We start from the raw sequence: 14873 nt of genomic DNA on the forward strand, positions 1-14873 counted from the left end.
TTTTCAAGGTCCGTTTTGGGCTTGCTCATGGAACTTGGGGGGTTCGCTGAATCGGCTTTTTGAGGGCGTTTTCCCCTGTTCAGCGAACCCTAATTGAGATTTTGAAATTCGATGAAAGGAAACCAGCTATGAACAGCAGTAAGGAATGTAAGCAATTCACAATCGATCAGCTCAAGGTGAAAGTTTTCAGAAACCGCTTGGAGTTGGGCCAAGCCGCGGCGTCTGACGCGGCTGCCAAGATGCGGGAACTTTTGGCCAAGCAATCGCAGCTCCGGATCATTTTCGCTGCGGCTCCGTCACAAAACGAATTTTTGGATGCTCTGTGCAAGGCGGAAGGAATCGACTGGACGAGGGTCGTCGCCTTTCATATGGATGACTATCTTGGCTTGCCCGATAATGATGCGCGCCGGTTTTCAAGCTATCTTAAAGAGCACATCTTTACCAGGGTTCCTCTGGGAGAAGTTCTTTTTTTACTCAGCCCCAATTCGCCGTTGACGCAGAAAGTCCCGGCCGCCGAGGTTATTTCGGAGAGCCATGACGAATGTGAACGTTATTCCCGGCTTTTAAAAACGGCGTCGATTGATCTGGTTTTTATGGGCATTGGAGAAAATGGCCACATCGCCTTCAACGATCCGCCGGTTGCCAAATTTGACGATCCGGAACTTGTTAAACTGGTTGAGCTTGAGGAGCGATGCCGGATTCAACAGGTTCATGACGGTTGCTTTGAAACTTTATCCGCTGTTCCAACCCACGCGCTGACCCTGACCATACCGGCGTTATTCTCGGCCCGATATTTGTATTGCATGGTTCCAGGGCCGACTAAGCGAGATGCTGTGGCGCGGACCATCCACGAAGCGATTTCTACCCAATGTCCGGCCTCGATCTTACGCCAACATCATCACGCCTGCTTATATGTGGATTTCGATTCGGCGGGCAACGGCGCTAATTAATACGCTGGCTGGCAAACTCGAAAAGGTAGTTTATAAAGAAGAATGTAAATATCACCACAATTTCAATCCCGTATGGTCCGTATGGTTCGGAGCAGCTAACTTTTGCACTTCCGGATCAGAATTTTCAGGAAACCATAAGCCCGAATCCGATGAAATTTTCCATTGATGAAATCAAAGAAATAACTTTTTTAAAACAAAAAAGAAAGAATGAGCATTTTCAAAAACTAAAAGTCTTACAAAGCAGAAACGACTTTAATGGCACAGCGGGTTAGAATTATCCGTGGAAGGAGTTTTTGGAACGAAAATGCTGAAAGCCTATTCTGCGGCGGAAAAAATGAGCCTGGTTGGAATTGGTGACATTGCTGTTATCAATGAAGCGACCTAAAGAATCAGTCCTGATCCAGCGCGAAGCACCTGTTTTTGCATCGTCCCGGGCGAACGCAAGGCCGCCGCGCTATACCGGTGAGATCAGTGACAAATGCGGCAAGCATCCTGCGCATCCGCCAGGGATGCCGGATGTATGATGTATATTGATAAAGCCGCGCCTCTAAGCTTTAAGCGACGAAATCAGGAAACACGGCGTGGGACGGAAGAGAGGGGAAAAGGATGAAGTGGAAAAGTTCGAATGTTTTTTATCTGTTTGGCATCGTCCTTCCGCTGACAGTAATTGCCGCGCTGGGCATCAAGATTGCCTGGCCTTCCGTATGGGGGTGCGCCGCCATTTTCGTCGTAACGGCTTTGCTGCTGAAACCGCTGATCAGAAAGGTATGCTTTTTGCCCCGTCCCCTCGTGGAATACGGGGAATTGAAACGAGAAACGCTTGAACTGCCCGGAGATCCGGACGTTGAGGTTTATTCCAGCAACGCGCTGTGCCAATATGATTTCGTGCTACGCATCGCGGAGTTCCTCTCGCCGTTCTCGTTCGTGGACAGCCCGCCCAAGGTGGTGATCAACCCCCGGCTGCTACAAGAAAAGGGCAAGCGCTTCATGCAGATCGCCGTCATGCGCGAAATCGAGCGTTACCGCAGAAAGCATCAGGCTACCGCCATCCTCCATCTTTTGCTGCCTTTATTTGCGCTGGCAATCGCCGCACTAAGCGTATTTGCTTTTAAAATCCCTCTTTCGGATTATCTGGGCCCGTTTTGGGTGCAATTCGCGATGCCGTTTTTATTTACGGTTTTATTGGGGCTGCACCTGTTTCTATGGAATAAAAGCCTTTCCGTCAGGGATTATCAACTGGATTTGTTTTTGACGTCTCTCTTTGCCGTGGCTGACGTCAAACAATATATCATCAGCGTGGAAAAGCTGGAAGGGGGGAATGAAAACAAAAAGCAGGGCGCTTTCAACCATTACTACACAAGTCTGCGCCTCAAACAGCTGGAAAAAATCAAAAAATCAAGATGAGAGGAGACTGTACGAATGAATGTAGGGCAAATGGAAGGAATGGATTATGTAACCCTGTCATTATTCTTTCTAATCATCATCGGCATCGGCATCTGGTCCAAGCGTTCGATCAAAAGTTCGGAAGACTTTTATGTCGGAGGCGGCAAAATACCGTGGTGGCTCTCGGGTGTTTCCCATCATGTATCCGGGTACTCCGGTGTCGTGTTTGTAGGTTACGCCGGCATCGCGTATATGCAAGGCACGTCGATCTATTTCTGGTGGGCGGTCAACATTGCGCTCGCGACAGCGCTCGGCGCCGTTACGCTGGCTCCCCGATGGCCCCGACTCCGGCGCGCGTTGGGCATCCAGTCCCCTACGGAATACCTACAGATACGCTATAACGCGGCTTCACAGCAGATCGTCGCGATATCAGGCGTCGTGGTAAAGCTTTTGGACGTCGGCGCGAAATGGGCTTCGCTGGGCATTCTGCTGCACGGCTTTACCGGACTCCCCATCTGGCTTGGCATCATCATCGGCAGCCTGGCTTCGATGATCTATGTTTCCATCGGAGGACTGATCGCCGATCTGCTCACCGACTTGGTACAGTTCGCCGTGAATCTCCTAGCGGGGCTGATACTCTTTTTCTCAGTCCTGAACCATTTGGGCGAATACGGTCTATCGCTGACGACCATGTTCAACGCCTTGCCCCAGACCAATGTCACCATGTTTAACGCCGGACGCGGCCAGGGCTCTCTGTCATGGACGCTGCTTTATTTCTTCGTTATCTTCTTCAGCTATAACGGCGGCACCTGGAACCTTGCGGCCCGTTTCATCTCCACTCAGGATGACCGCCAGGCGAGAAAGGCCGCGTTCCTTTCCTCCCTGCTGTACTTAATCTGGCCGCTGGTCCTGTTCTTCCCGATGTGGTGCGGGCCGATCATCTTTCCGGGCTGGACCCAGACGCAGGCGGAAGCTTCCCTGTACGCGAGCCTGGCGGGCAAGTTTCTTCCGGTCGGGCTGGTGGGCCTGGTGCTTGCGGCCATGTTCGCTCAGACTATGTCTATGTGCAACTCGGACATGAACACCATTTCCGCGGTTATCACCCGCGATATCCTGCCCAAGATCAAGCCTTCCCTGAGCAATCTGGGTGCAAGCGAATCGCTTAAGCTGGCGCGCACCACCACCATTGCCTTCACAGTTGGAACCGTGATCATCGGCCTGATGCGCGAACAGTTCGGCGGCGTTACCGGCATCATCCTGACCTGGTTTGCGGCCCTGCTCGGACCCACCGCGATCCCGCTGCTGTTCGGCCTGCTTCCCAGCTTCAAGTATTGTGACAGCAAAGCGGCGATCGCTTCCATGATCGGCGGGCTGGCTGTATTCGCCCTCACAAAGATGGGCCTGCAACTGGAAACGGATCTGGCTTTGATTGCCCCGCTGCTCACTTCATTTGTAATCTTTTGCCTGGTCGGGCTTTACAACCGGTATATCGCCAAAATGGAGGTGGCACCTCAGGTTCAGGAGCTCATGATCAAATTGGGGAGCACTAAATGAACAGGCAACAGCTTTTAGCCGAATATGTTGGGCGGATTCAGGACGATTTCGTTCCCTATTGGAATCGCTTCTTCGATTATGAGAAGGACGGAATTCTCAACTGCATCAACAATTACGGCGCTCAGAAACTCAGCGACAACAAGTTCACCTGGTCGCAGGGGCGTTACCTGTGGGTGCTGGGCCGCCTGTACGAATTGAACAAAAACCAGATCTTCTCGCATTTGGACAATGCGGATCTTCTCCGGCAGATGCAGGGCATCTACCGTTTTCTGACCCGGCATTCGATCTACGGCGACAATCTCTGCTGCTATCTGCTGGACCGTGACGGCAACAAGATCAAAGATCAGAAAACCGGACGGTATGACGCGAGCATCTTTGCCGATTGCTTTGCGCTGATCGGCATGGCCCAATATACCAAAACCACCGGGCTCACGGAGAACCTGCCGGCGGTGGAAGCGTTATACCGGAGCATCACCGGGCGCATTGAACGGGAGGAATTCCTAACCGAACCGTATCCGATTCCCGAAGGCTACCGGGTGCACTCGATTCCGATGATCATGGTCAACACGGTTTATGAGTATATTAAAATGCGCGAGCGTTTCGGAATGAGTTGCGAAGCGGAGATTGACTACGGGCTTGAAAAGGTCCGCAGCATCCTGGAGGATTTTTACCGCGGCGGCTACATCCGCGAGCATGTCTCCACCGCCGAAAATTACGAAAAGCGTCTGCTCGACCGTCATGTCAATCCCGGACACACGCTTGAGGATATGTGGTTCTGCGCCGAGTTTCTCAAGGATTACGGCGATTTGCCCAAATACCTGCCACGTATTTTGGAACTGGCGCGCAATGCGTTCGATATCGGCTGGGATCAAGAGTACGGCGGGCTGCTGCGCTTTGTGGACAGAGAGGGAGGCAAGCCCCAGGGCGAGCCGGGCGACAGTGATTTTGAGCGCCTGATTCAGGATACCTGGGACATGAAACTCTGGTGGCCCCATTCTGAGACCTTGTACGTATTCCTGTACCTGTATGAGCTTTCCGGCGAACAGGATCTGCTGGACCGCTACAAAAAAGCCAGCGCGTACGTTTTCTCAACCTTTCCCAACCAGGAACTGGGGGAGTGGATCCAGATCCGCAAGCGAGACGGCGCTCCCGAGGAAAAACTGGTGGCGCTCCCGGTCAAGGATCCGTTCCACATTCTGCGTAATTTTATCAAAATCGTCGAACTGTACCAATAAAGATGACGCGCCGTTGCGTGCTGCAACACGCGGCGGCGCCCAAACAGGCTGAAACGGAGGCATTCTTCATGCAGCTTGGAACCGCCAAATTGGCTATCACACCGCAAACCCCGGTCCGGCTGTGCGGCTATGCGACCCGCACCGCTACCTTTGAGCAGGTGAAAGAGGACCTTTTTCTCCGTATCCAGCTCCACCGACATGAACGGGAAACCCTGCTGTTCATTTACGCCGACCTGTTGTGGTGGGGTTCGGATTTTGTCGCGGAAGCACGCCAAAAAATATCCGGCGCCTATGACATCGCTCCGGAACGTATCTTCTTCGTGGCCTCGCACAACCATTCCGGCCCGCCGACTTGCAATCTTTTCACCCCGTCGCTGGAAACCTACGATCATACTTACGCACGGTTCCTGCAAGAACGCGTGCTCGAAGGGGTGGCGCTTGCGGCCAAGGATATGGAACAGGTTGAGGCGCGCCGACACGACGGCAGCGCCGCGCTGAACGTTTTCCGCCGGGTGATGGAAGACGGAAAAATCCAGATGAGGCCCAACTATCAGGTCTCCACTGACCGCACACTCACCATCGCGGCGTTTCGGCGCCCGGACGGAAGCCTGAAGGCCGCCATGGTTCACTATCCCTGCCACGCCAACCTTTCCAACGAAAACGCCGTGCAGCCGGATTATCCCGGCGTGGCGCTGCGCCTGCTTGACGAGGCGTTCCCGGGCAGCGTATCTATTTTTTTGCAGGGATGTACGGCGGATCTCCGCCCCAACAGCGTGCTCGGACAGAGTTTTGTCCCTGCCGACTATAAGAAGGTGCTGGTATTTGCCGGGGATTTTTTTCAGGCGTGCAGCAATCTACTCGCCCGGAAAGCCGACGCCATTATACCACATTTGTGCGCGAAGAGGCAACTGGTAGAACTGCCGCTGGAGGGAGTGCTGCCTCTGCCCGAGCTGGAGCAGCGCGCCCGCACCCGGGAGGGCGTGGAACTGGAATGGGCCCGGGCCGTGCTGGCCAAAAACAACCGTCCCAGCGAACAGCTTGAACTTTCTTGGATTGATTATGGCGACCGCCTGCGTTTTTATACATTTAACGCAGAAGTCTCCCAATATTACGCCGCATTCGCCCGTTCGGCCGATCCGCACGCCGTCTGCATCGCATACACCAATGGCATGATCGGCTATCTGAGCACGGCGGAACAGATCGAACAGGGCGGTTATGAACCGGTTGAGTCAGCGCTTTACTTTGCGCTCGCCGGTACCTATAAACCGGAAATTGAGCAGATTATCCACGGGGCAATGAGAATTGCCGCCGCAGAATAGAAGGAGGGTTTTATCATGCAGGAAGGCAGTGTAATGGATCTTTACCGGAAAGAAGTTTTCGGAATCATTCAGGACATCCATGATCACGAGAAAGAGCGGATCCTGGCCGCCGCCCACGTCATGGCGGAGCAGATCAAAAAAGACCGACTGATTTACATTTTCGGGCCGGGCGGCCACTCCAACCTGGCAGCCATGGAGATCTTTTTCCGGGCCGGCGGTCTGATGCACGTCAGTGCCATGCTCAATCAGGATACCATGCTCAGCGCGGGTGCTCTCAAATCCATGCAGGCCGAACGGCTTCCCGGTTATGGGCGGATCGTGGTCAATGACTACCGCATCGGCCGGGGCGATCTGCTAATCGTGGTTAACGCCTACGGCATCAATTCCGCGACCATCGACGCCGCGCTGCAGGCCAAGGAGAACGGTGCTGTCGTCATCGGCGTGAGCTCGCACGAACATGCCAATAACTGCCCCAAGGAGCATCCCGCCCGCCATCCCTCCAAGCAAAACCTGCACGAGATCGCCGATTATACGGTCGACTGCAAGGTCAAGGTCGGCGACGCCGTGATCGAGCTGCCCGGATTCGAGCAGAAGATTGGCGCGCTCAGCACCTTCGCCAATGCCTATGTGCTCAATTGCATGGTCATTGAGACGATCAATATTTTAAACAACGAAGGCGTGAAGCCGCCGGTTTGGATGAGCGGAAACGCCCCGGGCGGCGACGATTGGAACAACCGGTTCATGCAGGGCTTCCGAGACAAGATCCGCTGTCTGTAAAACCTGGTGATTCAAAGTATCTCCGAATCGCCGTATGCCGAACGGCACGTACGGTGGTGTGAGAGGACGGTAGGCGAACTAATCGCCTACCTCCTATGATATCTTCGGTTAATCCTCTTTTTACGTCCACAAACCGTTGCTTCGGATACAGCCCTCCTTTTAAAAAACCAGTGGTTAACCCGCCTTCATGGTGTCTTTCATTCCCGCTTCCCCCCATCAAATGCCTTAACAGTCTTTAATCTCAGGCTTTATTTTTCCTGCGATTTTTAGTTTATTCTTGGAAACAATACAGTCCAGTTAGGTAACTTAGGTTACCGATTTAAAAATTAGAATGCGTGATAATAAGACAAAGAAACGATTAGTCGGTTTTGACTCCAAATTCATTACGAAGTTTTTAGGAGAGATTCCATGAAAAAGCAGGTAAAAAGCAACGTCTATTGGGTCGGAAAAACCGATTGGGAACTCAAAACCTTTCATGGGATGGAGTACTCCACCCATCGCGGTTCCACCTATAACTCCTATTTGCTGTTGGAAGACAAAGTCGCATTGATCGATACGGTCTGGAGCCCTTACGCCAAGGAATTTGTCACCAATCTGGCTGCGGAGATTGATTTAAACCGGATCGATCTGATCATCGCCAACCATGCCGAACCCGATCATAGCGGCGCGCTGCCGGAACTGCTGCGCAGAATTCCGGATGTTCCCATTTATTGTACGGCGAACGGGGTAAAGTCCTTGAAAGGCCATTACCATCAGGACTGGAATTTTCATCCCGTCAAAACCGGCGATACGGTCCGTCTCGGCCAAAAGGAATTGATCTTCGTCGAAGCGCCGATGCTCCACTGGCCGGACAGCATGTTCTGTTATTTGACCGGAGAGAACATCCTCTTTAGCAACGATGCCTTTGGACAGCATTACGCGACCGAATTATTATTTAACGACCGGGTGGATCAAGCGGAACTATGGGCGGAAAGCATCAAGTATTACGCCAATATCCTGACGCCGTTCAACCCGCTGGTAACCAAGAAAATTAAAGAATTTGTCGGCCTGCAATTGCCGTTGGACATGATCTGTACCAGCCACGGCGTGGTTTGGCGGGATAACCCGCTGCAAATCGTCCAGAAGTACCAGGAATGGGCGGCGGACTATCAGGAAAACCAAATCACCATCATTTACGACACCATGTGGGATGGCACCCGGATTGTGGCGGAATGCATTGCCCGAGGAATTGAAAGGGCCGATCCCGCGGTGACGATCAAAATCCATAACTCGGCCAAATTCGATAAAAACGACATCATCACCGATGTCTTTCGCTCGAAAGCGATTCTCGTCGGTTCGCCGACGATTAACCGGGGCATTATGCATTCGGTGGCCGGATTGTTGGAAGAAATCCGCGGTTTGGGGTTTAAAAAGAAAAAAGCCGCCGCTTTCGGCTGTCAAGGCTGGAGCGGCGAAGCGGTCGCCATGATCAATGACGGGCTAACCAAAGCGGGTTTTGAATTAATGGATGAGGGATTGAAAGTATTCTGGAATCCCGACGCGGCGGCCCGGGAGCAAGCGGTGGCATACGGCGGCGGATTGGTTGGAAAGCTTAAAAATTTGGAATAAACCTCATAAGAAAGAGGAGCAATGGTTATGACGCGATTTAATCTAAATCAAAAAATCGGAGATATCGTTGCCCAAGAACCTCGGGCAATGGATATATTCAAAAAATACCGCATCGATTTCTGTTGTGGCGGAAACCGGCCGTTGGCTGAAGCCATTCATGAACAACAATTGGATCCCGACGAAATCTTGAACCGATTGGAGGCGATTGGGTCGGATCAGAAAAGCGAATCGCGCGATTTTAGGGAAATGAGCAATTCGGAGTTGGTTGATTATATCGTAAGGACCCATCATCATTTTCTCAATCAAATCCTCCCGGAACTAAGCGAACTCACAACGAAGATTCTTCGGGTCCACTGCCGCAACCACGGGGATACCCTGTTTAAAGTTCATTCATTGTTCCACCGTTTAAAAACCGATTTGGAGCAACATCTGATTAAAGAAGAAGAAATTCTTTTTCCCTTAATGAAAGGAATCGAAAAAAATTCTGAAATTTCAAGCTTGGTGTACCGTTATATTGCTGAAACCGAGGAAGAACACGAATTAGCCGGGAAGATATTGAAAGAACTTCGGCAAATTACCGCTGATTATCGGCCGCCAGCAGATGCATGCGCGACCTACCGCTTGACTTTTCAAAAATTGGAAGAGCTTGAAACGGATTTATTTCAACACATTCATTTGGAAAACAATATCTTACTAAAACGTCCGGTAGCATAATATGGGGCTATACCTAATAAAAATCCGATGATTAAAGGAGAGAAAAAGGATATGAATGTTCATGAATTAGCAAAAACCTTACAAGAAATTAATGAAGGAACCATACCGGCTTCAAAGGCAAAAGAGATTTTGGCCAGTGTTAATCCTTTGGACTTATCCCTTGCCGAACAAAAGTTAATTGAAGAAGGGACCAAACCGGATGAACTTCGAAAATTATGTGATGTTCATCTAGAATTGATCCAAATGGAAGCCGAGGAATTAAAGAAAAAATTAACTCCTGGGCATCCACTTCATACACTTTTTGGAGAGCACGATATTATTTTAGGTTTTCTCGATAAATTAGAAGAAGTTTCAAAAAGAGTAACAGAAAAGGCGCATATCACGGAAGACGATCCTGATGTAAAACTTCTTCGCGATGTAGCAAAATCGTTGGTGGAAGCAGAAAAACATCATGCAAGAGAAGAAGATGCCTTGTTTCCAGCCTTAGAGAACCAAGGGATTACTGGACCAACTCGGATTATGCGGATGGAGCATGATGAATTACGAGCTAAAAAGAAAGAACTATACGCTTTAGTACACGAAACTAAACCATTGACGAATCCAGAATCCAAAGCCCAACTACTGGACTTGGCCTCTTTTATAACCCGGGTACTCAAAGAACACATTATTAAGGAAAACTCTATTTTGTATCCTTCAGCTTTTCAAGAATTAAAACGCCAGGAAATTTGGGAAATGATCAAACAAAAAAGTGACCAGATTGGGTATTGTTCATTTACTCCTAAGCACTAATAGGGCTAAGTATAGGAGAACGCTCTCCTTAGATAGTTAAAATTTATTTTTCCATTGGAAGTTTCGTTGTAAATAAACAAAAAGCCTGTTTTTGAGTAGATATTTAGATTTATAAAGCACCAAAGTTTTCGATGAATAGAGTTTTTCATATGAAGAATGGAATGCAAAGCCGCTTTGATTTCACATTTATTTTCCATTATAAACATATAACAATATTAATTAATTTGCAATCAAACATTTTCTAGCTTATAACAAATTGAGTTTTAAAACATGGTAGGATCAAAGTAATAAAAGGTTTTCGCCAACCGGTGAGGCCTCCGTTGTCTCCGGAGACAGAACAAATTATTTATGAAAGGATGGGGTTAAGATATGAGTAACAAGTTTAACGTAGGGAAATGGAGTCATGAGATTAATGTCCGGGATTTTATTCAAACCAATTATACCCCATATGATGGCGACGAGAGTTTTTTGGCGGAACCGACCAAAACTACCGAAGAATTATGGGCCAAAGTTAAAACCATAATGGACGAAGAGCGGCGTCGAGGCGGAATTATGGATATCGATCCCGATACCGTTTCGACGATCACGTCCCATCAGCCGGGATATATTGATAAAGAACTGGAAGCGATTGTCGGGCTTCAGACGGATGTGCCGCTGAAACGGGCGATCATGCCCTTTGGCGGAATACGGATGGTTCAAACCTCCTTGAAGACTTATGCCCGGACCATGAATCCGAAGATTGAAAATGTTTTTAAATACCGCAAGACGCATAATGACGGCGTCTTTGATGCATACACCGATGAAATGAAAAAAGCCCGTCATACTGGGATTATTACTGGTTTGCCCGACGCATACGGCCGGGGGCGAATCATCGGTGACTACCGCCGGGTACCCCTCTATGGTGTTGATTATCTGATTGCCCAGAAAAAAGCGGCCAAGTCCAATTATGTCTTTGACATTATGGACTCTCAGGTGATTCAGCAACGGGAGGAACTGAGCGAACAGATCCGGGCCTTGGAAGAGGTAAAGCAGATGGCGGCAAGTTACGGTTTCGATATCAGCCAGCCTGCTCGGGATACCCAAGAGGCCATTCAATGGCTTTACTTCGGATATTTGGCTGCAATTAAGGAACAGAACGGCGCCGCAATGAGTCTGGGCCGGGTCTCCACCTTTTTAGATATTTACGCTGAACGCGACCTTCAGGAAGGCCGGTACACCGAAGCCCAAATTCAGGAGCTGGTTGACCACTTTGTGATTAAACTACGGATGGTCCGCTTCCTACGGACACCTTCCTATGATGAACTCTTCTCCGGCGACCCCACTTGGGTAACGGAATCGTTGGGTGGAATTGGAACCGATGGCCGCCATATGGTAACCCGGATGACTTACCGGTTTTTACACACCCTGACCAACTTGGGACCGGCGCCGGAACCCAATATGACGGTCCTTTGGTCACCGCGCCTGCCGGAACATTTTAAACAGTATTGCGCGAAAATGTCGGTGGCGACCTCCTCAATTCAATACGAGAATGACGACTTAATGCGGGAGAAGTTCGGCGACGACTATGGCATCGCCTGTTGCGTATCGGCGATGCGGATTGGGAAACAGATGCAGTTCTTCGGGGCTCGGGCCAACCTAGCCAAAGCCTTGCTCTATGCCATCAATGGCGGCAAGGATGAAATTTACAACGAGCAAGTCGGACCGGCTTTAGCGCCGCTCACCAGCGAATATCTCGATTATCAAGAAGTATCGGAGCATTTTGACCAGATGATGGAGTGGTTAGCCAAACTTTATATCAATACTTTAAATATCATTCATTACATGCACGATAAGTACTGCTATGAACGGATTCAGATGGCCCTGCATGACGAGGAGATTCTACGCACCTCCGCCTGCGGGATCGCCGGATTATCGGTAGCAGTGGACTCCCTCTCCGCCATCAAATATGCCCGGGTCAAAGCAATCCGTAACGAGCAGGGTTTAGTCACCGATTATGAGATTGAAGGGGATTATCCGAAGTTCGGTAATAACGACCCGGCCGTTGACGAGATTGCGGTGGAATTGGTGAAAAATTTCATGAATAAATTAAGCAAGCATAAGACCTATCGGCATAGCAAACCGACCCTCTCTATCCTGACCATTACTTCCAATGTGGTTTATGGCAAAAAGACCGGTAGCACACCGGATGGGCGGAAAAAGGGCGAACCGTTTGCCCCAGGCGCCAATCCAATGCATAAACGGGATACCAAAGGATGTCTGGCATCGATGGCCTCGGTAGCCAAGCTTCCTTATGACTCCAGTGAGGACGGGATCTCCTATACGTTCTCGATTGTCCCGGGCGCTTTAGGCAAGACCGATGCCGAACGATACACCAATCTCGATAATTTAATGGACGGTTACTTCAGCGCCGGTGGGCATCATATTAATGTCAATGTCTTAAACCGAGAGGTATTGCTCGATGCGATGGATCATCCTGAGAAATATCCGCAATTGACGATCCGGGTTTCCGGTTATGCGGTAAACTTCATTAAGCTCAATCGGGAGCAACAACTGGATGTAATCAACCGGACGTTCCATGAGCGCTTTTAAAGGCGGAGGCAGTTCTGCTAAAGACTGAACTGCCCTCCTTATTCTTTTAAAAATAGCAAGGAGGTGTTCTCATGAAAGGTTATGTACACTCCGTTGAAACCGGTGGTACCGTGGACGGCCCCGGACTGCGCTATGTGGTATTCTTACAAGGTTGCCCTTTGCGTTGTAAATTCTGTCATAACCCCGATACTTGGCAATGCAAGGCCGGAATGGGAACATCGTATACCGCCGAAGAGCTCGTACTCGATATTCTTAAATATAAGAATTTCATTAAAAACGGGGGAGTTACTCTTACCGGGGGCGAACCGCTAATGCAGGCGGAGTTTGCCGCGGAAGTTTTACGACGCTGTACGGCCCAAGGTTTGCATACTGCCATCGATACCGGCGGAGCCATCCCCCTGGAACGGGCCCGCCCGGCGATTGATGCGGCGCAGCTGATCTTGCTGGATATCAAACACATTGATGATGCCAAATGCCGGGCGCTCACCGGACAAGGCAACGAAAATGCCCTGCGATTGCTGGACTATTGCCAGCAGACCGGGAAGGAAGTTTGGATACGCCACGTGGTAGTTCCGGGGCTTACCGATGATTTGCAGGATTTGGAGCGGCTGGCGGGCTGGATTGCTCAATATTCCGTGGTGAAACGGGTTGAAATTCTCCCTTTTCATAAGCTGGGGGAATATAAATGGGAACAACTTGGATTAAATTATGAGTTAAAAAACACCCCCGAGCCAACGGTAGAATCGATTCAGCGGATTCGGGAGCTTTTTACGAAATACAATTTGAATGTTCAATGAGATAGGTTTCAATGTAGGAATAAGTTGTAAATGCATAACATATCAAAGCAGTTCCTGGACGGAAAATCGATGTCAAAGATGCGGATTGGATTGCGGCTCTATTACGACATGGATTACTTCGCGGTCGTTATATTCCGGTTTGAGAAGCTATAGTTCCCGGCGGGGCCTTAGAGGTCAAGTATTTGGATGTCATCAAAGAAATCGCTGAAAAATACGGTGACGGCACCATTCACATTACCATCCGGCAGGGATTCGAGATTCCGGGCATTCCTTTTGAAAAAATGGATGAAGTGAATCAGGTATTGGCTTCACTGATTCGAGGCTTAGAAACCGATCGGGGAGTCCCCATTGAGCATCCGGAGCTGGGGTATCCAGCCGCCGGCACCCGTAATGTTTCTGCTTGCATCGGGAACAGAGTCTGCCCCTTTGCCAACTATAACACCACTGAGCTGGCGCGAAAGATCGAAAGTGCTGTTTTTCCCAATGAATATCATGTAAAAATCGCGGTGACCGGTTGTCCGAATGATTGCATCAAGGCCCATCTTCAGGATTTTGGAGTGATTGGGATTTGCGAACCCCAATATGAACCGGCGCGTTGCATCTCCTGCGAAGCCTGTGTAAAGAATTGTCGGCAACGGGTGACCGGCGCATTGACCCTCCATCATGGCAAGGTGAAACGAGATGAGCGCCGTTGCCTGGGTTGCGGGGAGTGTGTGTTACAGTGTCCGATGAGCGCATGGACCCGGAACCCTCGTAAATTTTACCGTTTGGTGATTATGGGCCGGACCGGCAAAAAAAATCCGCGTCTGGCGCAGACTTTTCTAGAATGGGCTGATGAAACAGTAATTATCAAGGTGATCCAAAACACTTATGATTATATCGACCATTTTATCGATAAATCCCTACCCAAGGAACATGTGGGTTATATCATCGACCGCACCGGTTATCAGGTCTTCAAGGAGTGGGTGTTACGCTCCGTCGAACTGGGGCCCGAGATGAAAGTGGCCGAAAATCTAAATTTCAGCGGGTTCCAATACGAGAAAGACGCCTTTCTGAAATAAGCGAAGGTCTGAAATATTTTAAAAACTGTGATTGGTTCACAGTTTTTAAAACAGGCTATTCTTGAGGCTTAACCATCAATTCAAAGGTTAAGGCCTT

General features: G+C 49.8%; 11 protein-coding genes and 1 pseudogene. All 12 read left to right on the forward strand.

Translation table 11 applies throughout. The features are described 5' to 3' along the window. Nucleotides 1-101 precede the first annotated feature (101 nt). The gene (locus EDC14_RS24350; protein ID WP_341540190.1) at nucleotides 102-950 is read left to right on the forward strand and encodes a 6-phosphogluconolactonase; all 849 of its coding nucleotides are present in this window, start codon (nucleotides 102-104) and stop codon (nucleotides 948-950) included. Between the two features lie 606 nt (nucleotides 951-1556). Then, on the forward strand, nucleotides 1557-2354 hold the full coding sequence (locus tag EDC14_RS24355) for a hypothetical protein (protein WP_132017371.1): 798 nt from the start codon (nucleotides 1557-1559) through the stop codon (nucleotides 2352-2354). 15 nt (nucleotides 2355-2369) lie between these two features. Continuing rightward, the gene (locus EDC14_RS24360; protein ID WP_132017373.1) at nucleotides 2370-3887 is read left to right on the forward strand and encodes a sodium:solute symporter family protein; all 1518 of its coding nucleotides are present in this window, start codon (nucleotides 2370-2372) and stop codon (nucleotides 3885-3887) included. Beyond that, nucleotides 3884-5122 carry an AGE family epimerase/isomerase gene (locus EDC14_RS24365; protein WP_132017375.1) on the forward strand — a complete coding sequence of 413 codons (1239 nt, stop codon included), beginning with the start codon at nucleotides 3884-3886 and terminating at the stop codon, nucleotides 5120-5122. Before EDC14_RS24360 ends, EDC14_RS24365 begins: the two co-directional genes overlap by 4 nt. Nucleotides 5123-5190: 68 nt before the next feature. Beyond that, complete coding sequence (locus EDC14_RS24370) at nucleotides 5191-6441, forward strand: alkaline ceramidase (RefSeq protein ID WP_132017377.1); 1251 nt, start codon at nucleotides 5191-5193, stop codon at nucleotides 6439-6441. 15 nt (nucleotides 6442-6456) lie between these two features. Continuing rightward, a complete protein-coding gene (locus EDC14_RS24375; RefSeq protein ID WP_132017379.1) occupies nucleotides 6457-7218 on the forward strand; it encodes a sugar isomerase domain-containing protein in 762 nt (253 codons plus the stop codon). A 408-nt stretch (nucleotides 7219-7626) separates the two neighbouring features. Next, nucleotides 7627-8826 carry an anaerobic nitric oxide reductase flavorubredoxin gene (locus tag EDC14_RS24380; protein ID WP_132017381.1) on the forward strand — a complete coding sequence of 400 codons (1200 nt, stop codon included), beginning with the start codon at nucleotides 7627-7629 and terminating at the stop codon, nucleotides 8824-8826. 27 nt (nucleotides 8827-8853) lie between these two features. After that, nucleotides 8854-9540, forward strand: a complete 687-nt coding sequence (gene ric / locus EDC14_RS24385; protein ID WP_132017383.1) for an iron-sulfur cluster repair di-iron protein — start codon at nucleotides 8854-8856, stop codon at nucleotides 9538-9540. A 51-nt stretch (nucleotides 9541-9591) separates the two neighbouring features. Then, a complete protein-coding gene (locus tag EDC14_RS24390; protein ID WP_165908292.1) occupies nucleotides 9592-10329 on the forward strand; it encodes a DUF438 domain-containing protein in 738 nt (245 codons plus the stop codon). A gap of 369 nt (nucleotides 10330-10698) precedes the next feature. Beyond that, entirely contained in the window at nucleotides 10699-12918 is a 2220-nt protein-coding gene (pflB, locus tag EDC14_RS24395) for a formate C-acetyltransferase (protein WP_132017387.1), read from the forward strand. Between the two features lie 71 nt (nucleotides 12919-12989). Beyond that, nucleotides 12990-13715, forward strand: coding sequence for a pyruvate formate-lyase-activating protein (pflA, locus tag EDC14_RS24400; RefSeq protein ID WP_132017389.1), 726 nt, complete (start codon nucleotides 12990-12992; stop codon nucleotides 13713-13715). A 152-nt stretch (nucleotides 13716-13867) separates the two neighbouring features. After that, nucleotides 13868-14776: pseudogene (gene asrC, locus EDC14_RS24410) on the forward strand (sulfite reductase subunit C); the annotation flags it as partial. Nucleotides 14777-14873 lie beyond the last annotated feature (97 nt).

The sequence above is a fragment of the Hydrogenispora ethanolica genome, assembly GCF_004340685.1.
Lineage (GTDB): Bacteria > Bacillota > UBA4882 > UBA8346 > UBA8346 > Hydrogenispora > Hydrogenispora ethanolica.